General features: G+C 72.6%; 24 protein-coding genes. 19 read left to right on the top strand and 5 right to left on the bottom strand.

Translation table 11 applies throughout. The features are described from left to right. The 3 genes from Adu01nite_RS46695 to Adu01nite_RS46685 all read left to right on the top strand — a co-directional run. Positions 1-1,240: tetratricopeptide repeat protein (locus Adu01nite_RS46695; protein ID WP_307836682.1), on the top strand; the 1,240-nt coding region annotated here is incomplete at its 5' end. Next, positions 1,237-2,238, top strand: a complete 1,002-nt coding sequence (locus Adu01nite_RS46690) for an HAD-IIA family hydrolase (RefSeq protein ID WP_203735869.1) — start codon at positions 1,237-1,239, stop codon at positions 2,236-2,238. The genes Adu01nite_RS46695 and Adu01nite_RS46690, both read left to right, overlap by 4 nt. 53 nt (positions 2,239-2,291) lie before the next feature. Next, on the top strand, positions 2,292-3,581 hold the full coding sequence (locus tag Adu01nite_RS46685; RefSeq protein ID WP_203735868.1) for a methyl-accepting chemotaxis protein: 1,290 nt from the start codon (positions 2,292-2,294) through the stop codon (positions 3,579-3,581). Here Adu01nite_RS46685 and Adu01nite_RS46680 read toward each other — a convergent pair. Then, positions 3,578-3,913, bottom strand: a complete 336-nt coding sequence (locus Adu01nite_RS46680; protein ID WP_203735867.1) for an SCP2 sterol-binding domain-containing protein — start codon at positions 3,911-3,913, stop codon at positions 3,578-3,580. The genes Adu01nite_RS46685 and Adu01nite_RS46680 overlap by 4 nt on opposite strands. Positions 3,914-4,048: 135 nt before the next feature. On the opposite strand from Adu01nite_RS46680, the gene Adu01nite_RS48305 reads away from it, so the two are divergent. The 13 genes from Adu01nite_RS48305 (at position 4,049) to Adu01nite_RS46615 (ending at position 19,335) form a co-directional block, all read left to right on the top strand. Further along, positions 4,049-4,975 carry a phasin family protein gene (locus Adu01nite_RS48305; protein WP_239133230.1) on the top strand — a complete coding sequence of 309 codons (927 nt, stop codon included), beginning with the start codon at positions 4,049-4,051 and terminating at the stop codon, positions 4,973-4,975. A 4-nt stretch (positions 4,976-4,979) separates the two neighbouring features. Beyond that, the gene (locus tag Adu01nite_RS46670; RefSeq protein WP_239133226.1) at positions 4,980-5,279 is read left to right on the top strand and encodes a hypothetical protein; all 300 of its coding nucleotides are present in this window, start codon (positions 4,980-4,982) and stop codon (positions 5,277-5,279) included. Continuing rightward, entirely contained in the window at positions 5,279-6,145 is an 867-nt protein-coding gene (locus tag Adu01nite_RS46665) for a TlyA family RNA methyltransferase (RefSeq protein ID WP_203735866.1), read from the top strand. The genes Adu01nite_RS46670 and Adu01nite_RS46665 overlap by 1 nt, the downstream gene beginning before the upstream one ends. Further along, positions 6,142-7,029: an NAD kinase gene (locus tag Adu01nite_RS46660; protein ID WP_203735865.1), complete on the top strand. Its 888-nt coding sequence runs from the start codon at positions 6,142-6,144 to the stop codon at positions 7,027-7,029. Before Adu01nite_RS46665 ends, Adu01nite_RS46660 begins: the two co-directional genes overlap by 4 nt. A 96-nt stretch (positions 7,030-7,125) precedes the next feature. After that, a complete protein-coding gene (gene recN / locus Adu01nite_RS46655) occupies positions 7,126-8,883 on the top strand; it encodes a DNA repair protein RecN (protein ID WP_203735864.1) in 1,758 nt (585 codons plus the stop codon). Positions 8,884-9,003: 120 nt separating this feature from the next. Further along, on the top strand, positions 9,004-10,182 hold the full coding sequence (gene steA, locus Adu01nite_RS46650; RefSeq protein ID WP_203735863.1) for a putative cytokinetic ring protein SteA: 1,179 nt from the start codon (positions 9,004-9,006) through the stop codon (positions 10,180-10,182). Positions 10,183-10,200: 18 nt separating this feature from the next. Continuing rightward, a complete protein-coding gene (locus Adu01nite_RS46645; RefSeq protein ID WP_203735862.1) occupies positions 10,201-11,139 on the top strand; it encodes a copper transporter in 939 nt (312 codons plus the stop codon). A 20-nt stretch (positions 11,140-11,159) separates the two neighbouring features. After that, positions 11,160-11,999, top strand: coding sequence for a hypothetical protein (locus Adu01nite_RS46640; protein ID WP_203735861.1), 840 nt, complete (start codon positions 11,160-11,162; stop codon positions 11,997-11,999). After that, positions 11,996-13,582, top strand: coding sequence for a murein biosynthesis integral membrane protein MurJ (murJ, locus tag Adu01nite_RS46635; RefSeq protein WP_203735860.1), 1,587 nt, complete (start codon positions 11,996-11,998; stop codon positions 13,580-13,582). Before Adu01nite_RS46640 ends, murJ begins: the two co-directional genes overlap by 4 nt. 13 nt (positions 13,583-13,595) lie before the next feature. Beyond that, on the top strand, positions 13,596-14,705 hold the full coding sequence (locus Adu01nite_RS46630; protein WP_203735859.1) for a glycosyltransferase family 4 protein: 1,110 nt from the start codon (positions 13,596-13,598) through the stop codon (positions 14,703-14,705). Then, the gene (locus Adu01nite_RS46625) at positions 14,702-16,921 is read left to right on the top strand and encodes a hypothetical protein (protein ID WP_307836681.1); all 2,220 of its coding nucleotides are present in this window, start codon (positions 14,702-14,704) and stop codon (positions 16,919-16,921) included. The genes Adu01nite_RS46630 and Adu01nite_RS46625 overlap by 4 nt, the downstream gene beginning before the upstream one ends. Positions 16,922-17,042: 121 nt before the next feature. Next, on the top strand, positions 17,043-18,731 hold the full coding sequence (gene pyrG / locus Adu01nite_RS46620; RefSeq protein WP_203735858.1) for a CTP synthase: 1,689 nt from the start codon (positions 17,043-17,045) through the stop codon (positions 18,729-18,731). 22 nt (positions 18,732-18,753) lie between these two features. Then, the gene (locus Adu01nite_RS46615; RefSeq protein ID WP_203735857.1) at positions 18,754-19,335 is read left to right on the top strand and encodes an NUDIX domain-containing protein; all 582 of its coding nucleotides are present in this window, start codon (positions 18,754-18,756) and stop codon (positions 19,333-19,335) included. A 45-nt stretch (positions 19,336-19,380) separates the two neighbouring features. On the opposite strand, the gene Adu01nite_RS46610 is transcribed toward Adu01nite_RS46615, so the two are convergent. Continuing rightward, positions 19,381-20,043, bottom strand: coding sequence for an NUDIX domain-containing protein (locus Adu01nite_RS46610; protein ID WP_203735856.1), 663 nt, complete (start codon positions 20,041-20,043; stop codon positions 19,381-19,383). A gap of 59 nt (positions 20,044-20,102) precedes the next feature. Between Adu01nite_RS46610 and Adu01nite_RS46605 the strand changes: the two genes are divergently transcribed. Further along, positions 20,103-20,891, top strand: a complete 789-nt coding sequence (locus Adu01nite_RS46605) for a DeoR/GlpR family DNA-binding transcription regulator (RefSeq protein WP_203735855.1) — start codon at positions 20,103-20,105, stop codon at positions 20,889-20,891. Here Adu01nite_RS46605 and Adu01nite_RS46600 read toward each other — a convergent pair. Further along, positions 20,851-21,303 carry an Lrp/AsnC family transcriptional regulator gene (locus Adu01nite_RS46600; RefSeq protein WP_203735854.1) on the bottom strand — a complete coding sequence of 151 codons (453 nt, stop codon included), beginning with the start codon at positions 21,301-21,303 and terminating at the stop codon, positions 20,851-20,853. The two genes, Adu01nite_RS46605 and Adu01nite_RS46600, sit on opposite strands and share 41 nt — an antisense overlap. 82 nt (positions 21,304-21,385) lie before the next feature. Here Adu01nite_RS46600 and Adu01nite_RS46595 point away from each other — a divergent pair, with 82 nt between their 5' ends. After that, a complete protein-coding gene (locus Adu01nite_RS46595) occupies positions 21,386-21,985 on the top strand; it encodes a LysE family translocator (RefSeq protein WP_203735853.1) in 600 nt (199 codons plus the stop codon). 101 nt (positions 21,986-22,086) lie between these two features. On the opposite strand, the gene Adu01nite_RS46590 is transcribed toward Adu01nite_RS46595, so the two are convergent. Continuing rightward, positions 22,087-22,659, bottom strand: a complete 573-nt coding sequence (locus Adu01nite_RS46590; protein ID WP_203735852.1) for a helix-turn-helix domain-containing protein — start codon at positions 22,657-22,659, stop codon at positions 22,087-22,089. Between the two features lie 66 nt (positions 22,660-22,725). Between Adu01nite_RS46590 and Adu01nite_RS46585 the strand changes: the two genes are divergently transcribed. Then, a complete protein-coding gene (locus Adu01nite_RS46585) occupies positions 22,726-23,220 on the top strand; it encodes a DinB family protein (RefSeq protein ID WP_203735851.1) in 495 nt (164 codons plus the stop codon). 202 nt (positions 23,221-23,422) lie between these two features. Here Adu01nite_RS46585 and Adu01nite_RS46580 read toward each other — a convergent pair whose 3' ends face one another. After that, positions 23,423-24,952 carry a M28 family peptidase gene (locus Adu01nite_RS46580; RefSeq protein ID WP_203735850.1) on the bottom strand — a complete coding sequence of 510 codons (1,530 nt, stop codon included), beginning with the start codon at positions 24,950-24,952 and terminating at the stop codon, positions 23,423-23,425. Between the last annotated feature and the right edge of the window lie 168 nt (positions 24,953-25,120).

The following is a 25,120-nucleotide window of genomic DNA, read 5'->3' as shown; positions in this document are numbered from 1 at the left end:
CGACCGCGGCGGCTTCCGCAGCGAGCAGGACCGCGGCGGCTACCGGGGTGACCGGGACCGCGAGGACGTGCGTTCCGAGCAGCCGGCCGGTGACGAGCAGGCCGTGGCGTTCAAGGCGCCGGCCATCCCCGAGGAGATCGTCGCCACCGACCTCGACCAGGAGGTGCGTGCCGAGCTGCTGTCGCTGTCCCGGGACATCGCCGAGTCGGTCGCCCGGCACCTGGTGGCGGCCGGTCAGATCATCGACGAGGACTCCGAGCTGGCGCTGCAGCACGCGATCGCGGCGCGGCGGCTCGCGTCCCGGATCGCCGTGGTGCGCGAGGCGGTCGGCCTGGCCGCGTACGCCGCCGGTGACTGGACGACCGCGATCGCCGAGCTGCGTACGTACCACCGGATGACCGGACGGCACACGCACCTGGCCGAGATCGCCGACAGCGAGCGGGCCCTCGGCCGGCCGGAGCGGGCGATCGACCTGTTCCGCGGGGCCGACATGGAGAACCTCGACAAGGCGGGCGCGATCGAACTGCTGATCGTGGCGGCCGGGGCGCGCGGCGACCTGGGCCAGCACGACGCGGCGGTGGCGATGCTGCAGGTGCGCGAGCTGACCACCGACGAGGACGCGGAGTGGGCGGCGCGACTGCGTTACGCGTACGCCGATGGGCTGCTCGCCGCCGGTCGGCGCGACGAGGCGCGGGAGTGGTTCTCCCGGGCCGCCGCGGTCGACGAGGACCAGCTCACCGACGCCACCGAGCGGCTGCTCGAGCTGGACGGCATCACCATCGAGGGTGACGAGGACGAGGACGAGGACGACGAGTCCGAAGCCACGGCCTCCGACGACGACTCGCCCCGCGCCGAAAGCGCGGACGAGGACGACGACCTCGACGATGATGAGGACGACGACGAGGACGACGACGAACTGACCGACCGCGGCGCCGGCCTGCCGGACGACGAGGACGAGGACGACGACGACTTCGAGGACGACGAGGACGACCTCCCGGCGGCCGAGAGCGACGACGACCAGGCCGGCGACGACCAGGCCGGCGACGACCAGGCCGGCGACGACCAGGCCGGCGACGACCAGGCCGGCGACGACCAGGCCGACGAGCCCGCGGACGTCAAGGCCGCGGACGTCAAGGTTGGGGACGCCAAGGCGGCCGAGGCCGAGGCGGATGACGAGGACGAGGAGAAGGCCGGTGGGGACGAGTTCGTCGCCGAGGCCGGAAAGCGGCCACAGGAGTGAGTGACGAGCTGGCCGGCGGCTACGACCTGGTCATCTTCGACCTGGACGGGGTTGTCTACCTCATCGACAAGCCGATCCCCGGCGCGGCCGAGGCGGTCGAGCGGCTTCGCCGGGACGGCACCGCGGTGGCGTACGCGACCAACAACGCGTCCCGCCGGGCGGCCGACGTCGCTTCGCTGCTCACCGGCATGGGTGTTCCGGCGGCGCCGGACGAGGTCCTGACCTCGGCCGGCGCGTCGGCGGCCGTGCTCGCCCAGCGGCTGCCGGCCGGTTCGCCGGTGCTCGTGGTCGGGGCCGAGGCGTTGCGTGCCGAGGTGCGCGACGCCGGCCTCACCCCGGTGTCGACGTTCGAGGACAAGCCGGCCGCGGTCGTGCAGGGCTACGGCCCCGAGGTCGGCTGGCAGATCCTGGCCGAGGCGGCGCTGTCGGTGCGGGCCGGAGCCACCTGGGTGGCCACCAACACCGACCGCACGCTGCCCAGCCCGCGCGGCCCGCTGCCGGGCAACGGCTCGCTGGTCGCGGTGCTGCGGACGGCCCTCGACCGGGAACCCGACCTGGTGGTCGGCAAGCCGGAGCCGGCCCTGTTCACCACGGCCGCGTCGCTCTCCGACGCGCAGCGGCCGCTGGCGGTCGGCGACCGGCTGGACACCGACATCCAGGGCGCGGTCGGCGCCGGCATGGACAGCCTGCTGGTCCTCACCGGGGTCAGCGGGCCGGCCGAACTGCTGGCCGCCCCGCCGGAACGCCGCCCGACCTTCGTGGCGGCCGACCTGAGCGGGCTGTTCCGGCCGGCCGACGACGCCCGTCTGCCGTTGCGCGCCGCCGAAGCGGGTGGCTGGCGGCTGGACGGCGCCAAGCTGTCCGGCTCCGGCGATCCGGTGACGGCGCTGCGGCTGCTGTGCGGGGTCACCTGGGACGGCGTACCCCCGGAAGAGATTGAGGCAGGCTCGCCGGAAGCGGCGAGCCTGCTGGAGAACTGGGGTCTTCAGACTTCATAGCAATCGGTCGAACTTGGCTCGGGCGCTCGGTGTCACCGTCGATGATCGGTGGTATGCCGAGTGCTCTGGACAACCTGCCGCGCGGCGCGAGGCTCTCCGAGGCCTCGTGGCGTGCCCGCCACCGGATCATCCGCACCCTGCTGTGGCTGCACGTGCCCGCGTTCCTGCTGCTCGGCATCCTCGGGCCGCGGCCGACCGCGGAGGCGATCCTGCTGCCGCTGGTCATCGCGGCGGTCGCGGCCGGCAGTCGGCTGGCACCGAGTATGCAGGGGCAGGCCACGCTGGTCAGCCTCGGGTTGATCGGGTGCACTTTCCTGGCGATCGAGCTTTCCGGCGGCGCCATGACGACGCATATCCACCTGTACGCGATCCTGATCTTCGTAGCGCTCTACCAGCAGTGGACACCGTTGATCGCCTCGGTGGTCGTGGTCGTCGTTCATCACGGGGTGTTCGGCCTGATCGACCCGGAGCGGGTGTTCGGCATGCATCACATGTCGACGATGGCCGCGCTCGCGCAGGTCGCGCTGCACGCCGGGCTGGCCGCCATCGAGGTGACCGGCATCGTGATCTTCTGGCACTTCGCGGAGCAGGCCGAGCGGGAGAACGAGCAGCTCGCCGAGCAGGCCGACCAGGCGCGCCGGGCCACCGAGCGGGCCGAGCTGGCCAGCCGCGAGCAGGCCGCCGCCGACCTGCGGCAGCGCTCCGACGAGACGGCCGAGATGGCCCGCCGGCTCACCGCCGAGGTGCAGGCGATCGGGGCCGAGGCGCACTCGGCGATCCGGGCGGTCGCGGCGGTCGACCAGAAACTCGGCGAGCTGACCGCGTCGGTGCGCGACATCGCGCAGCGATCCAGCGACGCGGCCGGCACCGCGGCCGGCGGCATGGCCGCAGCCACCTCGGCCGGCGACAAGGTGCGGGCGCTGGAGCGCTCGGTCGCTGAGATCGCCGAGGTGAACGCGCTGATCGCGTCGCTCGCCGACCAGACCAACCTGCTCGCGCTCAACGCCACCATCGAGGCGGCCCGGGCCGGCGAGATCGGCAAGGGGTTCGCGGTGGTGGCCAGTGAGGTCAAGGATCTGGCCCGGGAGACCGCCACCTCGGTGGAGCGGGTCAACCAGGTGATCACGGCGATCGTGGCGGAGACCGACGATGTGGCGCAGACGTTCGCCACCACCAGCGAGGCGGTCGGCGACATCCACGAGGGGCAGATCACCATCGCGCAGTCGGTCGAGGAGCAGGCGCGGGTGCTGGCCGAGGTGACCGACCAGCTGAGCGAGGCGACCCAGGCCGCCGACCAGGTGCTGGCCGGCCTCGACCGGCTCACCGCCGCCCGGCAGGGCTAAAGGAGTTTTCGTAGCTTCAGCAGGTCGAACGGGTTGGCCTTGATGGCGACCTGACGGGACGCGATCGCCCTGGTCACGTCGAGCTTTCCGGCGATCAGCGCGATCAGGTCGTCGCCCGCGGCGATCAGTGCGATCTTCGCCTTCGGGTCGTCGCCGTCGGCGATGTCGAGCAGCAGACCGTTGGTGAGCCGGGCGTGGAAGGCCGTGCCCAGATCGGTGACGCGGCACGCCAGCGTGCGGTCCAGATCGAGCTTGCCGCGCGCCTCGGCGTTGCGTTCCAGCCGCGCGGCCAGGTCGTGCAGTGCCTGCCGGCATTCGTCCACGGTGGCCATCCGCCAGCCTTTCTTCGCGACACCCTTCGCCGTACCGCACCGTACCTCACGACGGTGTGCGAACCGCCCGGTAGCGTGGCACCCGACGCCTTCGGGCTGGGCATACCCGAACGGGGACACGGAAGGGACCGAATCATGCCGGACGCATGGCGGGCGTATCTGGAGATGGCGCTCGGACTTACCGAAACACCCCGCAAGCGCGCCCAGAAAGCGGTGGGCGACCTGGTCAACCGGGGCGGTGCCACGGCGACGCAGCTGCAGGGCCTGGTCGAGGACCTGCTGTCGGCCGGGATGGCCAACCGCGAGGCGCTGACCAACATCGTGCGCTACGAGGTGGACAAGGCGCTCGGCGTCGTCGGCCTGGCGACCGCCGAGGAGGTCGACGAGCTGACCACCCGCGTACGCGACCTGGAGAAGGAACTCCGCGCGGCGCAGGCGAAGGCCGCCGCCGATGGCGCCGCCGAGGTGGGTGGCACCCGGCTGGAGCAGCCCGCGCCGCTGCCGCGCAAGGTGGCGAAGAAGACGGTGGCGAAGAAGGCCGTGAAGGCCACGCCGAACAAGATGCCGACCGCGGGGACGACGCCGGCCCCGCCGGCCGCGAACACCGCGTCGGCACCGGCTTCGGTTCCGGGCAAGGCGGCGCCGGTCAAGAAGGCCGTGGCGAAGAAGGCCGTGAAGAAGGCGCCCGGGCTGGCCGCGTCGCCGGTCGCCGCGGTGAAGGAGGCCGCGGAAGCGGTCGAGCTGCCGCCGGTTCCGGCCGAGCCGGCGCCCGCGTCGGTGCTCGACGCGCCGGTGGCGTCGCCGGTCGACCCGGCTCCCGCCCAGGCGGTCGCCGATGCCGCTCCGGCGCCGGCCAAGAAGGCCGCGCCGGTGAAGAAGTCTGCGCCCGTCAAGAAGTCTGCGCCCGTGAAGAAGGCCACGCCGGTCAAGAAGGCGGCGCCGGTGAAACAAGCGCCGGTCAAGCAAGCGCCGGTCAAGCAAGCGACCGCCAAGCCGGCGCCCGCGAAGAAGGCTCCCGCCAAGAAGGCGGCCGAGGCCGCGCCGACCAACCCGGAGGCCTGAGGTCATGACCTTCCCGCACTCGCCGATGCCGGGGCCGCGCCCCGGTGCGCCGTCCGATGGCTTCCGGCCGGGACCCCCGCCCGGGCTTCGGCCGGGGAACGCTCCGATCAACCCCCAGCCGGGGTACGCCGAGAGCGCCGTCCCCGCCGAGCGGCGGATCGTGGAGGAGACCGGGCACCCGGCGGTGGACGCCGTGCTGCGCTCGCTCGTCAACGCCGCCCAGCTGGCGCCGGGGGAGCAGATCGCCGCCTACGAGGCCGCTCACCAGGTGCTGCAGGAAACCCTGTCGAGCATCGAGGGCTGATGGCCCGGCGTGTTCGACTCGACGCCGAACTGGTGCGTCGCAAGCTGGCCCGCTCCCGGGAACAGGCCGCCGCCCTGGTGGAGGCCGGCCGGGTGCAGGTGCGGGGGACGGTGGCCCGCAAGGTGGCGGCCATGGTCGACCCGGCCGACCCGGTCCTGGTGACCGGGGAGGACCCGGCCACCGAGTATGTGTCCCGGGGTGGGCACAAGCTGGCCGGTGCGCTCGCCGCGTTCGGCCCGAAAGGGCTGGCCGTGGCCGGCCGGCGCTGCCTGGATGCGGGCGCCTCCACCGGCGGCTTCACCGACGTGCTGCTGCGCGCCGGGGTCGCCCAGGTGGTCGCGGTCGACGTCGGCTACGGACAGCTGGCCTGGCCGATCCGCACCGACGAGCGGGTCGTCGTGCTGGAACGCACCAACGTGCGGACCCTGACCCCGGAGATGATCGGCGGCCCGGTCGGGCTGACTGTGGCGGATCTCTCCTTTATCTCGTTGCGGCTCGTGCTGCCGGCCCTCGCCGCCTGCACGGCCGGTGACGGCGACCTCGCGCTGATGGTGAAACCGCAGTTCGAGGTGGGCAAGGAGCGGGTCGGCACCGGCGGGGTGGTGCGCGACTGGCGATTGCGCGCCGAGGCCGTGCTGGATGTGGCCGCGGCCGCCGCCGACCTGGGCCTGGGGGTGGCCGGGGTGACCGCGTCGCCGCTGCCGGGGCCGAGCGGCAACGTGGAATTCTTCGTCTGGTTCCGCCGGGACGCACCGGCCGCCGATCGGGCGGAGATCGAACGAGTGGTCGCCGCGGGACCGTCCGGGGAGGTAGTTTCTGGCGCGCCGGAACAGATTGGCCCGGCCGCCACCGTGGAGGTTGAATGATGCGCTCGGCCTTGCTCGTCACACACACGGGGCGGCGGCAGAGCATGCAGCATGCCCGCACGGTCGTCCGGGATCTGCACGCCGCCGGGTTCGAGGTCCGGGTGATCTCGGAGGAGGTCGCCGACCTCGACCTGCCGTCCGAGGTGACCGCGGTCAGCGGGCTGGACGCGGCCGAGGGCGTGGAGATCGTGCTGGCGCTCGGCGGGGACGGCACGTTCCTGCGGGCGGCCGAGCTGGCCCGGCCGGTGAAGGCGCCGCTGCTCGGCATCAACCTGGGGCACGTCGGCTTCCTCGCCGAGGCCGAGGTGAGCGACATCGACCAGGCCGTGCAGGAGATCGTCAACGGGACGTACAAGGTGGACGAGCGGCTCACCCTCGACGTCCGCGCCGAGTACGACGGGCGGCTGATCGCCGATTCGTGGGCGCTCAACGAGGTCAGCGTCGAGAAGGGGCAGCGGGCGCAGATGCTCGAGCTGCTCGTCGACGTGGACGGCCGGCCGCTGGCCCGCTACGGCTGTGACGGCGTGGTCTGTGCGACCCCGACCGGCTCGACGGCGTACGCGTTCTCGGCCGGTGGCCCGGTGGTGTGGCCGGAGGTGGAGGCGCTGCTGCTGGTGCCGATCAGCGCGCACGCCCTCTTCTCCAAGCCGCTGGTGACCGCGCCGACGTCATCGTTCGTGGTGACCGTCGACCCGTACACGTCGTTCGCGGTGCTGTGCTGCGACGGCCGCCGCACCTGGGATCTGCCGCCGGGTGCGAAGGTGACGGTGGAGCGCGGCCAGCTCCCGGTCCGCCTGGTTCGCCTGGCCCCCAAGTCGTTCACCGACGTGCTGGTCGCGAAGTTCGCTCTCCCGGTCGAGGGCTGGCGGGGCAATCGACGTTGATGACGTTCTTTTTCTGGGGTTTTCCGCCGCGGGTTGACTCAGCTCCCGTAGGACCGCGCTGGGCAATTGTCGGTGGGCACCACTACTGTCTGCCGTGTGCTTGAGGAGTTGCGGATCACCGGGCTCGGCGTCATCGACGACACGACGTTGAAGCTGACGACGGGCATGAACGTCATCACCGGTGAGACCGGTGCGGGAAAGACCATGGTGGTGACCGGGCTCGGCCTGCTGTTCGGGGGCCGGGCCGATGCCGGGCGGGTGCGTGCCGACCCCGGCCGTGCCGTCGTGGAGGGCCGGCTGCGGGTGGGCGGCCCGCTCGCCGACGCCATACTGCAGCGCATCACCGAGGCGGGCGCCGAAATCGACGACGACGGCTCGGTGCTGCTGAGCCGCACCGTCACCATCGAGGGCCGGTCCCGCGCACACGTCGGCGGCCGCAGCATGCCGGTCGCGATGCTGTCCGAGGTGGGCGACCAGGTCCTGGCCGTGCACGGCCAGTCCGACCAGCTGCGCCTGCTGCGCCCGGCCGAGCAGCGCGCCTCGCTCGACCGGTTCGCCGGGCCCGAGCACGAGAAGCTGCTGGAGACCTACCGCGAGGCGTTCGGCCGCTGGCGGGCCGTGGTGGAAGACCTGGCCGACCGCCGCCGCAACGCGCGCGCCCGCTCGCAGGAGGCCGACCTTCTGAAGCTCGGCCTCGACGAGATCTCCCGGGTCGACCCGCAGCCGGGCGAGGAGGAGGACCTGCGCGCCGAGGTGCAGCGGCTCGAGCACGCCGAGGGCCTGCGGGTGGCCGCCGCCACCGCCGCCCAGGCGCTGGCCGGCGGGGCCGAGGCCACCGACGACATCCCGGACGCGGCCGGCCTGCTCAACACGGCCCGGCGCACGCTGGAGGCGCAGGCCTCGGTCGACCAGTCGCTGTCCGACCTGGCCGCCCGGCTGGAGGAGGCGGCCACCCTGATCGGTGACGTCTCGTCCGAGCTGTCGGCCTACCTGATGTCGCTCGACGCCGACCCAGCCCGTCTCGAGCAGATCTACGAGCGGCGGGCCGAGCTGCGCGGCCTGACCCGGAAATACGCCGACGACATCGACGGCGTGATCGCCTGGGCGGCCAACGCCCGCGAGCGGCTCGGTGCGCTGGACAGTTCGGACGAGTTGCTCGAGGAGCTCGACAAGGAGCGGCAGCGGCTCGCCGCGCAGGTGGGCGAGTTCGCCGCCCGGCTGACCGCGGCCCGGGTCGAGGCGGCGGTCCGCTTCTCCGAGGCGGTCAGCGTCGAGCTGGCCGGTCTCGCGATGCCGCACTCCCGGGTCGAGGTGGCGGTGCCGCCCCGGGTGGCCGGCAAGGACGAGCCGACCGTGACGCTCGACGGCGCCGAGCTGGCGGTCGGTCCGGACGGTGCCGACGAGGTGGAGCTGCGGCTGCTGGCCCACCCGGGCGCGCCGTCGCTGCCGCTGCAGAAGGGCGCGTCCGGCGGTGAGCTGTCCCGGGTGATGCTCGCGATCGAGGTGGTCTTCGCCGGTGCCGGTGGCCCGGAGACGCTGGTCTTCGACGAGGTCGACTCGGGCGTCGGCGGCACCGCGGCGGTCGAGATCGGCAAGCGCCTGGCCCGGCTGGCCCGCACCCACCAGGTCCTGGTCGTCACGCACCTGCCGCAGGTGGCCGCGTTCGCCGACCGTCATCTGGTGGTCGCCAAGGACACCGGGGGTGCCATCACCACCAGCGGAGTGCGTATCGTCGAGGAAACCGAACGCGCTCGCGAGTTGGCCCGCATGCTGGCCGGTCTCCCCGATTCCGATCTGGGCATCGCGCACGCCGAGGAGCTGCTGGCCGTGGCCGGTCGCGAGAAGAGGGGCTGATCTGTCGATCAGCACGGGGACTAGCGGGGTTCTTGCCTTTTGTGGCTTGTGCCCGAATTGTGGGTGAGTTCGCGCATGTCGTTCGCCAGGCGTGTGACCCGCCATGTCAGGATGGCCGGGATGCGACTTCCCACCTTGCGCCGTGCCCGGAGCCTCGACCCTGAGGCGATCACCGGCACCGCCCGACTCGACCGCCGGACCAAGCGGCTGACCGGCCGCCTGCGCCCGGGCGACATCGCCGTGATCGATCACGTCGATATCGACCGGGTGGCGGCGGACGCCCTGGTCGCGGCGGGAGTGGCCGTCGTCCTCAACGCCAAGCCGTCGATCTCCGGCCGCTACCCCAACCTCGGTCCCGAGGTGCTGATCAAGAACGGCGTCCTGCTCGTCGACGACCTCGGCGAGGAGGTCTTCGAGAAGCTGCACGAGGGCGACCTGGTCACCGTCGAGGGCGACACCGTGCTGCTGGCCGGCGAGCCGGTGGCGTCCGGGGTCCGGCAGGACACCGACACCGTGGCCGCGTCCATGGCCGACGCCCGCGAGGGCCTTTCGGTGCAGCTGGAGGCGTTCGCGGCGAACACCATGGACTACCTCAAGCAGGAGCGCGACCTGCTGCTCGACGGCGTCGGCGTGCCCGAGGTGCAGACGAAGATCGCCGGCCGGCACGTGCTGATCGTGGTCCGCGGCTACGACTACAAGGACGACCTGGACGTCCTGCGGCCGTACATCCACGAATACAAGCCGGTGCTGATCGGCGTCGACGGCGGTGCCGACGCGCTGGTGGAGAACGGCTACACCCCCGACATGATCATCGGGGACATGGACTCGGTCACCGACGACGTGCTGCGCTGCGGTGCCGAGGTGGTCGTGCACGCCTACCCGGACGGCCGGGCGCCCGGCCTCGAGCGGGTGCACCAGCTCGACGTGGCCGCGCTGACCTTCCCGGCCGCCGCCACCAGCGAGGACCTGGCGATGCTGCTCGCCGACGAGAAGGGGGCCACCCTGATCGTCGCCGTCGGCACGCACGCCAACCTGGTCGAGTTCCTCGACAAGGGCCGCGGCGGCATGGCGTCGACGTTCCTCACCCGGCTCAAGGTCGGCGGCAAGCTGGTCGACGCCAAGGGCGTGAGCCGGCTCTACCGGCAGAACATCTCCGGCTCGGCGCTGCTGCTCCTGGTGCTCTCGGCGATCGCCGCGATGGCGTCGGCGGTGGCCGTGTCGACGGTCGGCAAGGCGTACCTCACGGTGGTTTCCGAGTGGTGGGACAATCTGGTCTTCCAGCTCGGCCACCTCTTCTAGCAGTTTCGGGGCTTTGTCGTGATCAACTTCCGGTACCACGTGGTGTCGCTCACCGCGGTCTTCCTGGCTCTGGCCATCGGCCTGGTCGTGGGCACCGCCGCGCTCAACGGGCCGGTGGCCGACAACCTGAAGAACCAGATCTCCGCGCTGAACAAGGACCTGGGCAACAAGCGCGACCAGATCAACCAGTACCGCGACGAGGTCAACAAGAACCAGGACTTCGCCACCGAGATCGCGCCGTTCTACCTGGCCGACAAGCTCGCCAACCGCAAGCTCGCGGTGATCGCGCTGCCCGGCACGAGTGAATACGCGGACGGCGTGATCGCGATGCTGAAGGTGGCCGGCGCCACGGTCACCGCGAAGGTCACCGTGCAGGACAAGTTCTTCGACCCGAACATGAACATCGAGCTGCTCGACCTGGCCGGTCAGTCGTCGCAGCCGAGCATCACGATGGAGGGTCTGCCGCTCAACAGCGACGGCGTCGAGACGGCCAGCGCGCAGCTCGCGTCGACGCTGCTGCTGCACGTCACCGGCACCCAGCAGCCGACCACCACGGATGTGACGGCGGTGCTCACGGCGTACTCCAAGGGCAGCTACATCTCGGTCGACAAGGGTGCCCTCGGCGGTGCCGAAGGCACCGTGATCGTGTCCGGCGAGCCCTACACCGACAAGGACGCGGCCAAGAAGGGCACGTCGATGGTCACCATGACCGACCAGTTCCACAAGGTGAAGCCGCTGGTGGTGGCCGGGTTCGGGGTCGGCGACGGCAACCTCGTCTCGGCCGTCCGCGGCGACCCGACGCTGGTCAAGGAGATCTCCACGGTGGACAACGCGAGCACCGTGCAGGGTCAGGTCGCGACCGCGATGGTCACCGCCGAGCGGGTCGTGCAGGGCAAGATCGGCCAGTACGGCCTGGCCGCCGGCGCCTCCTCCCTGGTGCCGAAGGCCGAGAGCTAGAGGCTCTAGACTTCCGAGCCATGGCCACAGGAGTCCTCAGGTCCTTCGGCGTCGGTGCGTCCGTCGCCCGCGGCGCACTCGCCTGGATCCGGCGCGACCCGCACGCCTCGGCGCTGGAGCGCACCAACTTCCACGGCCGCACGGTCACGCTGGCCGGCGGTCCCGCGCTCGCCCTCGGCGCCAGCGCCGGTGCCGCGCTCGGCGCCCGTGATGTCCGCACGTCGGCGGCCGCGATCACCGCCGGGGTCGTCTCCGGCGCGGTCGGGCTCTACGACGACGTCGCCGGCAACCGGCCCGAGCAGAAGGCCCTGAAGGGCTTCGCCGGGCACCTCGGTGCGCTGCGCGAGGGTCAGGTCACCAGCGGCCTCGTCAAGATCGCCGGGGTCGGCGCGGCCGGGCTGGTCGCCTCCGCCCTGATCGGCAGCCGCCGCACCGGCTTCCTCGGCCGGACCACCGACGTGCTGCTCGGCGCCGGGGTGATCGCCGGGATGGCCAACGTCGTCAACCTGCTCGACCTGCGGCCCGGCCGGGCGATCAAGGCCGGCGTCGCGATCGGCGCACCGCTGGCCCTCGGCCGCGGCGGCGGAGTGGCGGCCGGCACGCTCGGCGCGAGCGCCGCGCTGCTGCCCGACGACCTCGGCGAGGAGATCATGCTGGGCGACGCCGGGGCGAACTCGCTCGGTGCGCTGCTCGGCGTGGCCCTGGTGACGCGTACCGGCACGGCCGGACGGTTCCTGGCCCTCGCCGGGCTGGCCGCGCTCACCGCCGCCAGCGAGAAGGTCAGCTTCACCAAGGTCATCAACGACACCCCGTGGCTGCGCCACGTGGACGAGCTGGGCCGCCGCCCGCCGTCCGCGTGACCACTGGCTCCGCGCGGAAGATCGCCGGCGCCGCGGCGCTGATCACCGTCCTCACGGTGGTGGCCCGGATCGCCGGTTTCGCCCGCACCTTCGTCTTCCTGCACACGGTCGGGCACGGCAACCTCGCCGACATCTACAACGCCGCCAACACCATCCCGAACATCGTCTTCGAGCTGGTCGCCGGTGGCGCCCTGGCCAGCCTCGTGGTGCCGCTGCTGGCCGGGCACGTGGCGGCCGGGGACCGCGAGCGGGTCGGCGCGGTCGCGTCGGCCCTGCTCACCTGGGTGCTGGTGCTGCTCGTCCCGCTCGCCGTGCTGGTCGCGCTGCTGGCCGGGCCGATCGCCGGGCTGCTGCCGCACGTGCCGGCCGACCATCAGGCGACCGCGGCGAGCATGCTGCGGGTCTTCGCGCCGCAGCTGCCGCTCTACGGGATCGGGATCGTGCTCACCGGCGTGCTCCAGGCCCACCACCGGTTCGCGTGGCCGGTGATCGCGCCGCTGCTGTCGAGCGTCACCGTGATGACCGCCTACCTCAGCTACGCGGCCGTCGACGGCACGGAGACCGACTTCGGCGGGCTCACCCGCACCGGTGAGCTCACCCTGTCGGCCGGCACCACCCTCGGCGTCGTGGTGCTCGCCCTCTGCCTGTTCATCCCGCTGCGCCGGCTCCACCTGCGGCTGCGGCCGGCGCTGCACTTCCCGGGCGACGAGGGCCGGCAGGCGGTCCGGCTCGGCTGGGCCGGCGCGGTCACCGTCGGCTCGCAGCAGCTGCTCACCATCGTGGCGATCGCGCTCACCGCGGACCGCGGGCTCACCCTCTACACCGCGGCGCAGACCATCTTCCTGCTGCCCTGGGCGGTCCTGGCGGTGCCGCTGGCCACCGCGGTCTACCCGACCCTGTCGGCGACCGCCGCCCGGGGCGACGAGGAGGCCTACCGGGCGTCGCTGTCGGCCACCGCGCGCACCGTGACGCTCGCGGCCGGGCTCGGCGCGGCCGCCCTCGCCGCCCTGGCCGGGCCGGCCGCCTACCTGATCAACGCCGGACCGGCCTCGTCCGGCATCGCCGGGTTCGCGCCGGGCCTGTTCGGCTACGCGCTGTTCGCGTTGCTCTCCCGCGCTCTCTACGCGCGCGGCGCCACCGCGGCCGCGGCCGCCTGCACCGCGGCCGGCTGGGTGGTCGGCGCGATCACCGCGCTGGCCCTGTCCGAGCTCGGCGAGCAGCGGCAGGTGCTCGCGCTCGGCCTGGCCAACGCGGTCGCGATGACCGTGATCGGCGTCCTGCTGGTGCTGGCCGTGCGCCGGCACGCGGGCGCGGCAGCCCTGGCGGGGCTCGGCCGCGCCACCGTCGTCGGTATCGTTGCCGCGGGCGCGGCGGCCCTGGCCGGCTGGGGAGTCGTGGCCGGAATCGGACACTTGGTGGGCGCACGACCCACCGTTGGCGGCAGCCTGGTGCAGGGCGTGGCCGGCGGTCTCACGGTCCTGGTCGTGTTCGCCGCGGTGGCCTACCCGGCGGCCCGGCGCGACCTCGCGCCGATCACCCGCCGCCTGCGCGGATTACGCGGCCGTCGAAAGGTAAGCACGTGATGGAGGGGCGCAAGTGATCGAGGACGACGGCTGGCGTGGTTCGGTGGCGCTGGTGCTGGCCTCCAGCACCGGCGGGATCGGGCAGCACGTCGCGTCGCTCGCCCGGGGCCTGCGCGCGGCCGGCTGCGAGGTGCTGGTCTGCGGGCCGGCCGCCACCGACGAGCTGTTCGGCTTCACCGCGGGCGGGGCCACGTTCCTCCCGGTGGAGATCCCGGCCAACCCGGGCGCCCAGGACGCCGGCGCGGTCCGGCAGCTCAAGTCCGCCCTGACCAGCCGCCCGGTCGACGTGGTGCACGCGCACGGGCTGCGGGCCGGCTTCGTGGCCGGCCTGGCCCGGCCCGGCGTCCCGCTCGTCGTCACCTGGCACAACGCCGTCCTCGCCAAGGGCCTGCGCGGCCAGGCGTCCGCGCTGGTCGAGCGGATCGTGGCGCGCAACGCCACGCTCACCCTCGGCGCCTCCGACGACCTGGTCGCCCGGGCGCTCGCGGTCGGCGCCCGCAACGCCCGCCTCGGCGCGGTCGCCGCCCCGACGCTCAAACCGGCCAGGCGCTCCCGCTCCGCGGTCCGGGCCGAGTTCCGCCTCAAGGCCGACACCCCGCTGATCCTCACGGTCGGCCGGCTGCACCCGCAGAAGCGCTACGACCTGCTCGTCGACGCCGCCGCCCGATGGCGCGACCTCAACCCGGCGCCGGTCGTCGTGGTGGCCGGCTCCGGCCCCAGCTACATGTCCCTCGCGCAGCGCTCGTCCGAGCGGCACGCCCCGTTCTACCTGCTCGGGCACCGCACCGACGTGCCCGACCTGCTCGCCGGGGCCGACCTGGCCGTGGTCACCAGCGACTGGGAGGCCCGGCAGCTGTTCACCCAGGAGGCGCTGACCGCGGGCGTCCCGTTGGTCGCCACCGCCGTGGGCGGGGTGCCCGGCCTGGTCGACGACGCGGCCGTGCTGATCCCGCCCGGCGACGTGGACGCGCTCGACAACGCCGTCCGTGAGCTGCTGGCCGATCCGCAGAAGCGCGCCGACTATCGGGAGCGCGGCCTGGAGCAGGCCGCGACCTGGCCCACCGAGGCCGACACGGTGACCGCCGTCCGCGCCGCGTACGCCGAAGTGACGGCGCACGGGTGAGGGCCCTCGACCGGCTCCGCCGGGTCCGGCCCTTCGACACGTCACCGGGCCGGCGGGCCGCGACCTGGGTCCCGTACGCGATGGTGCTGCTGGCCGTCGCGGCGAGCCTGGTCGGCCTGACCGTCCGGCCGGCCACCAAGGCGCCGCAGGGCACCGTCGACTACGTGATCGTGGCCGGCGCGGCCGGGCTGCGCTGGGACGACCTCGACCCGCAGACCACCCCGGCGTTGTGGCAGGAGGCCAGCAAGGGCTCGATCGGCTGGCTGTCGGTGCGCTCGGCGCAGCGCACCACCTGCCCGGCCGACGGCTGGCTGACGCTCGGCGCCGGCAACTACGCCGCCTACCCGCGGCCGGCGACCGGTGGTTGCGACGCGCCCGTCCCCGAGCTGACCCAGCCGGACGCGATCGGCGCCAACATCACCAACCAGCGCAACATCGTCCGCGACAACCAGGACAAGTTGGCCTACGGCGCGGTGCCGGGCTCGCTCGCCGAGTCGGTGCGCTGCACGGTCGCGGTCGGCGCCGGCGCGGCCGTGGCCGCCGCCCGGCCGTTCGGCCGGGTCGACCAGTACCAGGCCGAACTGCCGGCCGACCCCAAGAGCCTGCTCTCCGACTGCATCCTGAGCTTCGTCGACCTCGGCACGATCAGCGGGTCCGGCCCGGCCCGCACGGCCGCGGTCGCCAAGGCCGACGCCACCCTCGCCCGGGTCGTCGCCGCCCGCCCCGCCCGGTCGCTGCTGATGGTGGCGGGCGTGTCCGACACCGACCGGGGCAACCGGCTGCACGTGGCGATCGCCGAGGGGGAGGGCTGGAACGGCGGCTGGCTCACCTCGACCGGCACCGGCCGGGACGGCTACCTGCAGCTGATCGACCTCGCCCCGACCGCGCTCACCGCGCTCGGCAAGACGTCGCCGGACAAGCTGTTCGCCGGCCGGTCGGCCACCGTCGCGCCCGGCAAGCCCGCCGACGTCGCCGACGCCGTCCAGGGCACCCACAACGCCGACAGACGGGCCACCGCGCAGAGCGGTGTCGCCTCGATCTTCTTCACCGTGCTGGCCATCCTGCTGGTCGTGCTCTACGGGCTGGTCGTGCCGGTGATGGTGCGCGCCCGCCGGCACAGCGGTCCCAAGGGGCCGGCGCTGCCCTCGGCCCGGGTCGTCGCGGCCCTGGAGCTGGCGCTGATCGCGGCCGCCCTGGCCATCCCGGCCGCGCTGCTCGCCGACGCCTCACCGTGGTGGCGGGCGGACCATCCGGCCTGGGTGTTCGGGCTGGTCACCGGGGCGCTGACGATCGTCGGCACGGTCCTGGTGCGGATCGCTCCCCGCTACCGGCGCACGCTGTGGCCGATGGTCGCGATCGCCCTGATCGGCGCCATCGTGATCGGCCTCGACCTGCTCACCGGCGCCCAGCTTCAGCTCAACGGCGTGGCCGGCTACTCGGCCAGCACCGGCGCCCGGTACGCGGGCGTCGGTGGTGTCGGTCTCGGCGTCTTCGTGGCCGGGCTGCTCCTGCTGGCCGGCAGCCTCGCCCAGTGGGTCACCAAGACCTGGCGGCCGGTGATCGTGGTGCTGCTCGGCGGGGTCGGCGTGGTCATGGTCGGCAGCCCCTACCTGGGCGCCGACCCGGTCGGCGCGATCGCGGTCACCGCCGGGGTGTGCGTGGCCGCCGCGATCAGCACCGGCGGCTGGCTCACCTTCCCGCGGTTCGCCTGGGCGGCCCTGGCCGGGCTGGGCGTCACCATCGGGTTCGCGGTGATGGACCTGCGCCGTCCCGAGCTCGAACAGGGCAGCCTGGGCCGGTTCCTGACCGAGCTGGCCGGCGGCACCGGCGGCCCGGCCATGCAGCGCGCCGCCGCGGCCAACGGGGAAACCCTGCTGGGCAGCCCGCTGACGATCCTGGCGCTGATCGGCGTACTCATGCTCGCCTTCTGTCAGTACTCGCCCTGGGGCGGCCTGAACCGGCTGTTCGGGCTGCATCCGGCGATTCGCGGGGCGATGGCCGGCACCACCGTCGCCACCCTGATCGCCGGGGTCCTGGGCGGGTCGGCGCTGACCGTGGCCGGCGCGGCCGCCGCGTTCGTGGTGCCCGCCGCAGTGCTGACCGCGCTGCGGGTCCTGCTGCACGCCGCCGACCGCACCCGCCCGGACGGCGAGACCGACGGCCCGGGCGGCCCGGCCCTGCGCAAATCCGACGAAGATCATTTAGCGGCACGCTGACACGCGTCGCGACCAGCCCGAACGTGCGCCGCCGTTCGTAGGTGTTACGGTGGACTCCCGTGGATGGGGCCCAGGCTCCGGTCTGCATGTCGGATCTACAGACAACCCACGGGAGCGGGCGTTGGCCTCATCAGTGCGCGACACGCGGCACATCTTCGTCACCGGGGGCGTTGCCTCCTCGCTGGGCAAGGGCCTCACCGCCTCCAGCCTCGGCAATCTTCTGACCGCGCGCGGACTGCGGGTCGTCATGCAGAAGCTCGACCCCTACCTGAACGTCGATCCCGGCACGATGAACCCCTTCCAGCACGGTGAGGTGTTCGTCACCGACGACGGCGCGGAGACCGACCTCGACGTCGGCCACTACGAGCGGTTCCTCGACCGGTCGCTGTCCGGCAAGGCGAACGTGACCACCGGGCAGGTCTACTCGGCGGTCATCGCCCGCGAGCGGCGCGGGGAATATCTGGGCGACACCGTTCAGGTGATCCCGCACATCACGAACGAGATCAAGAGCCGGATCTTCGCGATGGCCGACCCGGACGAGTCCGGCCGGGTCCCGGATGTCGTGATCACCGAGGTCGGCGGCACGGTCGGCGACATGGAGTCGCTGCCGTTCCTCGAGGCGATCCGTCAGGTGCGGCACGAGGTCGGCCGCGACCACGTCTTCTACCTGCACGTCTCGCTGGTGCCCTACCTGGCGCCGTCGGGCGAGCTGAAGACCAAGCCGACCCAGCACTCGGTGGCGGCGCTGCGCAACATCGGTATCCAGCCGGACGCGCTGATCTGCCGCAGCGACCGGGAGATCCCGGAGAAGCTCAAGCACAAGCTCGCGCTCTACTGCGACGTCGACCGCGAGGCCGTCATCGCCTGCCCGGACGCGCCGAGCATCTACGACATCCCCAAGGTGCTGCACCGCGAAGGCCTTGACGCGTACGTCGTGCGTCGTCTCGGTCTTTCGTTCCGCGACGTCGACTGGGCGACCTGGGACGACCTGCTGCACCGGGTGCACCACCCGAAGCGCACCATCACGGTCGCGCTGGTCGGCAAGTATGTCGACCTGCCCGACGCGTACCTGTCGGTGAGCGAGGCCATCCGCGCCGCCGGTTTCGCCAACAACGTCAAGATCCAGCTGCGCTGGGTGCCGAGCGACGACTGCGAGACGATGGCCGGCGCGGCCGTCGCCCTCAAGGGCGTCGACGGCATCGTCATCCCCGGCGGGTTCGGCGTGCGCGGCATCGAAGGCAAGGTCAACACTTCGAAGTACGCCCGGGAGCACCAGATCCCGATCCTCGGCCTGTGCCTGGGCCTGCAGTGCATGACCATCGACGCGGCCCGCAACATGGCCGGTCTGACCGGGGCCAACTCGCTCGAGTTCGACGAGCGCGCACCGTACCCGGTGATCTCCACGATGGCCGATCAGCAGGACATCGTGGCCGGCAAGGGCGACCTGGGCGGCACCATGCGCCTCGGTGCCTACCCGGCGGCGCTGACCGAGGGTTCGGTGGTCTCCGGCGTGTACGGCGGGGCGACCGAGATCTCCGAGCGGCACCGGCACCGCTACGAGGTCAACAACGACTACCGGGACAAGCTGACCCAGGCCGGTCTGGTCTTCTCCGGCACCTCGCCGGACGGCCGCCTGGTCGAGTTCATCGAGCTCGGCAAGGAGACGCACCCCTACTTCGTGGCCACCCAGGCCCACCCGGAGCTGAAGAGCCGCCCGACCCGGCCGCATCCGCTCTTCGACGGCCTGGTCAAGGCGGCCGTGGAGTACGCGGCCGCGGACGAGCTGCCGGTCGAGGTCGAGACCATTTGATCGTCCTATTGGGGGGAACCAGGTGACCACGTTCGCGCACGAGACCGTGTCCCGGGAGCAGCGCTACGCCGGGCCGATCTTCACGGTCTTCACCGACCAGGTGACGATGTCCAGCGGGAACACCGCGACCCGGGACGTGGTGCAGGCCAGGGGCGCGGTCGGGGTGGTCGCGCTCGACGAGGTCGGCCGGGTCGCGCTGATCTGCCAGTACCGTCATGCCGTCGGCGGCCGGCTCTGGGAGTTGCCGGCCGGCCTGCGTGACGTGGCCGGCGAGGACCTGGTGGTCGGCGCCGCCCGGGAGCTGGCCGAGGAGGCCGACCTGCGGGCCGGCCGCTGGGACCTGCTGATCGACCTGCACACGTCGCCCGGCTTCACCGACGAGTCGATCCGGATCTTCCTGGCCCGCGATCTGGCGCCGGTCCCCGACGCGGAGCGGCACGACCGCACCGACGAGGAGGCCGACCTGGAGACGTCCTGGTTCGACCTGGACGAGGCGGTCGCGATGGTCTTCCGCGGTGAGATCACCAACGCCGCGGCGGTCGGCGGCCTGCTGGCCACGGCCCGCGCCCGCGACGAGGGCTGGGCCACCCTGCGCCCGGTCTGAGCACTTGCAGCGGATGAGCGCCGGTCCCGGCTTCCGGGCCGGCGCTCATTTCGTTGCGTACGGGCCGTGCAGGGCGGCCCACTGGAGCAGCATGATCGTCTTGGCGTCGGCGATGCGGCCGTCGGTGATCCACTTCAGAGCGTCGTCGAACGGCAGCTCGACGGCCTCGATGTCCTCGCCCTCGGCCGCCACCCCGCCGCCCGCGCCGGTGCGGTCGGCGGTGGTGTAGGGCGCCGCGTAGAAGTGCAGCCGCTCGGTGACCGAACCCGGGCTCATCCAGACCTTGAAGACCTCCTCCAGCGCGCCGACCGTCACGCCGAGCTCCTCGGCGGCCTCCCGGCGGATCGCGTCGGCCGGATCGTCGTCGTCGAGCAGGCCGGCGGCGGCCTCGACGAGCATGCCGTCCGGGTGCCCGTTCACATAGGCGGGGTAGCGGAACTGCCTGGTCAGCAGCACCGTGCGCCGCTCCGGCTCATAGAGCAGGATCACCGCGCCGTCGCCCCGGTCGTAGGTCTCGCGCTGCTCGCGGCTCCAGCCGCCGTCGGCGTGCCGGTAGTCATAGGTGGTGCGGCGCAGCACGTGCCAGGCGGTGGCGAGCAGCTCGACGTCGCGGATCACGACGTCCGGGTTGCCGGTGAGATCGCGGCCGGTCCGGTTGAGGCCGGTGCGCCCGCGTGCGTCCGGCACGTCGATCCCTGGTGTTGTCATGGTCGGCACCGTACACTCCGAAACGCGCAACAGTCGACAACAACGAGGAGAAACACGTAATGCTTGCCGCCGAGCGTCGCGACTTCCTCCTGGCCCGGCTGCGCTCGACCGGCAAAGTCGTGGCGAAAGACATCGCCGCCGAGATCGGCGTGGCCGAGGACAACATCCGCCGCGACCTGCGCGAGATGGCCGCGGCCGGGCTGTGCCAGCGCGTCTACGGCGGCGCCCTGCCGGCGGCGGCCGCCGCGGCCGACTACGCCACCCGCACCGCGGTCGCCACCGACAGCAAGCGGCGGGTGGCCGCGCTGGCGGCGGCGCTGATCCCGGCCGGCGGCACGGTGCTGCTCGACGGCGGCACCACCGCTCTCGCCGTGGTCGAGGCCCTGCCGGCCGACCTGTCCGCGACGATCGTCACGCACAGCCCGACGGTGGCGGCCGCCCTGGTGGCCCATCCGAGCGTCGACGTCTACGTGCTCGGCGGCCGCCTGTTCAAGCACTCCGCGGTGACCAGCGGCGCCGCCACCGCCGAGGCCGCCGCCCGGATCACCGCCGACGTCTTCCTGCTCGGCGTCACCGGCGTCCAGCACCGGGCCGGCCTGACCACCGGCGACCCCGACGAGGCCGCCATGAAACGCCTGCTGGCGTCCCGGGCGGCCGAGACCTACGTGCTGGCCAGCGCCGAGAAGATCGGCGCCGCGTCGCCGTTCGCGGTGCTGCCGCTGTCCGATGTGGCCGGCATCGTCACCGACGTCGCCGCCGACCACCCGGAGCTGGCCCACCTGCGGGCGGCGGGGGTGCCCCTGGTGCTCAGCCCGGGAGCGGCCGGTAGTCGACGATCTGCTTCATGACCAGGGTGGAGTTGAGCCGCTGGACGCCGGGCAGGGTGGCCAGCACGTCGTCCTCCAACTCCTGGTAGGCGGCCAGGTCGGCGGTGACGATGCGCAGCAGATAGTCCGGATCGCCGAACAGCCGCTGGGCCTGAACCACGTTCGGCACGGCGGCCACCGCCGCCTCGAAGCCGAGCAGCGTGTCCCGGTCCTCCTGCCGCATGGTGACGAACACCAGCGCCTGAAAGGTGAGCCCGACCGCGGCGGCGTCGATGACCGCCCGGTAGCCGCGGATCACCCCGCTGCGCTCCAGTTCGCGGAGCCGGCGGTGACAGGGCGACAGGCTCAGCCCGACCTGGGCGGCCAGGTCGGTGATAGACAGCCGCCCGTCCTCCTGCAGCAGCGCAAGAATCTTCCGGTCAATCTTGTCCACGGGAAAGATTCTTCCACCACGGTGCGATGGCGGGGTGAAACTTGGAACCACCTTCGCCCGGATCCGCCATAGCCTCCTGGCCATGATGTGGCGTTCGGTGGTCGCGTTCTGGCTGGTCGCGCTGTTGCTGATCTCGGTGCCGGGCGCCGACTGGGCGTTCGTCGTCGGTGCCGGGCTGCGCGGTGCGGTCCGGCCCGCGGTCGCCGGGCTCGTCACCGGCTACGCCGCGATCACCCTCGTGGTGGCGGCCGGCGTCGGCGCCCTCGTCGCCGGCCGGCCCGCCGTGCTCACCGGTCTGACCATCGTCGGTGGTCTCTACCTGATGTGGCACGGCGCGATGACCGTCGCGCGCCCGGCGGTCCCGGTGGCGGGCGTCGGCGGGCGGGCCTTCGCCCAGGGTGTCGGGGTCAGCGGCCTCAATCCGAAGGGCCTGCTCATCTTCCTGGCCCTGTTGCCGCAGTTCACCGAGCCGTCGGCGGCGCTGCCGATCGCCGTGCAGATCGGCGTGCTCGGGCTGGCCTTCATCCTCACCTGCGCCGGCTTCTACCTGATCGTGGGATCGCTGGCCCGGACCGTGCTGCGGGCCCGGCCCGCGGTCGCCCGCGCGGTCAGCCGTGCCTCCGGCGTCGCGATGGTCCTGGTCGGAGCGTTTCTCATGGTGGAGCGTCTGCTGTCGGCGTGACCTCGCCGGTCACTCCGGCGGTCACCCGCCGGGCGGTGGCCACCAGGCTGGCGACCGCGTCGTCGGGGGTCAGACCGCACAGGTCGGTCAGGCGGCAGGTGCTAACCGAGCTGCGATGACAGGTGAGCCTGCTCGCCCTGGGCGCTGAAGAGGGTGAGCAGCTCCGCGGGCTCGGTGCCGGCGCTGACGATCTGGTGCGGCGTGCGGGTGTCGAACTCGGCGGCCTCGCCGGGGCCGAGACGGTACTGCTGGTCGCCCAGGAACAGGTGGACCTGGCCGTTGAGCACGTAGAACCACTCGTAGCCGTCGTGCGTCCGGAGCGGCTTCGCGGGTGTTCGGGCGGCGGGTGGGTAGATCACCTTGTAGGCCTGGATGCCGCCGGGGCGTCTGGTCAGGGGCACCACCGTGAAGCCGGAGCGGCGGATCGGGCGCAGGTGGATGCGTGGGTCGCCGGTCGGTGGTGCCGCCACCAGGTCGTCGAGGGGGACGCCGTGCGTGCGGGCCAGCGGCAGGAGCTGTTCCAGCGTCGGGCGCAGCTTGCCGGTCTCCAGGCGGGACAGGGTGCTGGCGGTCAGGCCCGTCTCGGCCGCCAGTGCCGCCAGCGACATGCTCCGGGCCTGGCGCAGTGCGCGCAGGCGGGGGCCGACGCCGGCGAGGACATCGTGCTCGGTCATGAGAGCCATCGTGCGGATCCGCAACGCTTCTCGCAAATGCGGAACGGTGCTGGTCATGCTGGGGCGATGCGCGCTACCGCACGAAAATCGACGGACCGCGGGCCGGCCTGGACCGCGCCCGACGAGAAGTCCACCCTGGTGGGGTTTCTCGACTATCTGCGCGGCTCGATCGCGGACAAGGTGGCCGGCGTGCCGGAACCGGAGGTGCGCACGGCCGGGGTGCCGTCCGGCACCAGCCTGCTCGGGCTGATCAAGCATCTGACCGCGGTCGAAGGGTTCTACTTCCTCGGCGAACCGATCACCGACATGCGCCGCACCCTGCGCCCTCGACGCGATGAGACCGTTGCGGGGCTGCTCGCCGGCTATCGCGACGCCGCGGCGCGGGCCAATCAGGTCATCGACGACTGGACGGATCTGACCGCCGCGGCGCCCCGGCCGCCGGGGCGCGGGCTCGCGCCCTCGCGGCGGTGGGTGCTGGTCCACATGATCGAGGAGACCGGGCGGCACGCCGGGCACGCCGACATCCTCCGTGAGCAGATCGACGGATCCGTCGGGCGCTGACCCGCACTGCTCTTGCCGCGGGCCCGCCCGGTGGCGGCGCGCGGAGGGTGCGTTGCACCCGGCGTGGCGAAGAAGCGGGTTCTGGTGCTGGGACGTACTCATATGGGTTGGTTTGTGGGGCCGGCATTTCTGCGCGGAAATGCCGGCCCGTTCCGGGGAGCCCGAGCCGCACCCTCCCATTAGCCGCGGTTCGGGCTGGTCGTCAGCTCTTGGTGATCGTGATGTTGTCGGTGGCCGCTTCGATGAGGGAGGCGGTTCCGGTGTCGGCGGCGCCGATCTCCAGGCGGATGGTCTGGCCCGCGTAGGCGGAGAGGTTGACCGTGGAGGTTGTCCAGGCGGCGGCCTTGTTGCTGGCCGCGGCCGCCTGGGTGAAGACCGTGGTGGACGTGGTGCCGGAGACGACCCGGACGCGGAAGTAGTCGGCGGTGGTCGCGTTGTTGAGGTAGGCCAGGTACCAGGCGAAACTCAGCGTCAGCGTGCCGGTCGGCAGCGTGATCGACGGTGACAGGATCGTGGTGAGGCCGCCGTCGACGTCGTTGGCGCCCGCGCTCGCCCCGGCCGACGCGCCGGTGACCAGCTCGAAGCTTCCGCCCGCGGGGGTGCCGAGCTGGGTGGTCACGCCGCTCGACGTGGTCGCGCCGGGCGTGCCGCGCTCGAACGTGCCCGACGTCGCGGTGTCGGCGGTGCCGGCCGTCCAACCGGTCGCGGTCTCGAAGTTGTCCGACCAGACGGTGGAACCGGTCGGCGGAGTCGTCGGCGGGGTGCCGCTTCCGGCCAGATTCCAGACCGCGTAGGCGATCGCGTCCGAGTTGCGGTCCAGCGCGGTGTCGTTGATGTTGGCGATCGTGTCGCAGCCGGCGTGGTAGCACGGGTCGAACGCCGCCGCCGTGCCGCCCCAGAGCGTCACCTGCGCGGCCGTCTTGCGGCCCTCGGCGCCGGTGAAGATGCCGCCGGCCGGGATGCCGGCCGCGATGAACGGGCCGTAGTCGCTGCGGCCGTCGAAGTCGGTGCCGCGGGTCGGCACGCCGATCGTCGTGTAGTAGGCGGCCAGGGTCTGCTCGATCTCGGCGGAGCCCGCCGGGCCGGGGCCCGAGCCGGTGTTGTCGGAGTTGTCGCCGTCGTAGAGGAAGTAGCCGGGGTTGGGGGAGCCGACCATGTCGAAGTTGAGGTAGCCGCCGATCGCCGCCTTCTGGGCGGTGGTCAGCGAGTTGACGTAGGCGGTCGAGCCGCGCAGGCCCAGCTCCTCGGCGCCCCACCAGCCGAACCGCAGGTGCCGGGTGGGCTGGAAGCCGGTGCGCGCGACCGCGAGGGCCACCTCGAGGTTGGCCGCCGACCCGGATCCGTTGTCGTTGATGCCCGGACCGGCCGTGACGCTGTCCAGGTGCCCGCCGATCATCAGGGTGTCGCTGGTGTCGCCGCCCGGCCAGTCGGCGATCAGGTTGTAGCCGGTCAGGCCGTTGTAGGTGAAGCTCTGCTGCTGGGTGGTGAACCCGGCCGCGTCGAGCAGGCCCTTCACGTAGGTGACCGAGGCCAGGTAGCCGGGGCGGCCGTGCGCCCGGTTGCCGCCGTTGGCGGTCGCGATGCTCTGCAGCTGGCTGAGGTGCGCCTTGACGTTGGTGACCGAGATGTCGGGGGCGGCGGCCAATTCGGCGGCACCGGCTGATGAGGTGGCGACCGCGGTGAAGCCGGCCGACAGCGCGATGACGCCGGCGGTGGCAAGAAGAGCTCGCACGAAGTTCCTCCGTGTGGATAGGACGGTGTCCGCCGATCCTTACATCGAGCAACTTCGAATCAACCATCCCAGTCGATTCATAGCTTTCGCGTTCCGGGCAATTCGGGCGGGGAGAACTTGACAACGATGTCGGGCGTGGACGAATGTGGGAGCGCTCCCAAATCGTCC

Source organism: Paractinoplanes durhamensis (assembly GCF_016862175.1).
GTDB classification, from domain to species: Bacteria; Actinomycetota; Actinomycetes; order Mycobacteriales; family Micromonosporaceae; genus Actinoplanes; species Actinoplanes durhamensis.
The sequence above is the reverse complement of the archived record's forward strand: the minus strand, read 5'-3'. Positions and strand labels throughout refer to the sequence as shown.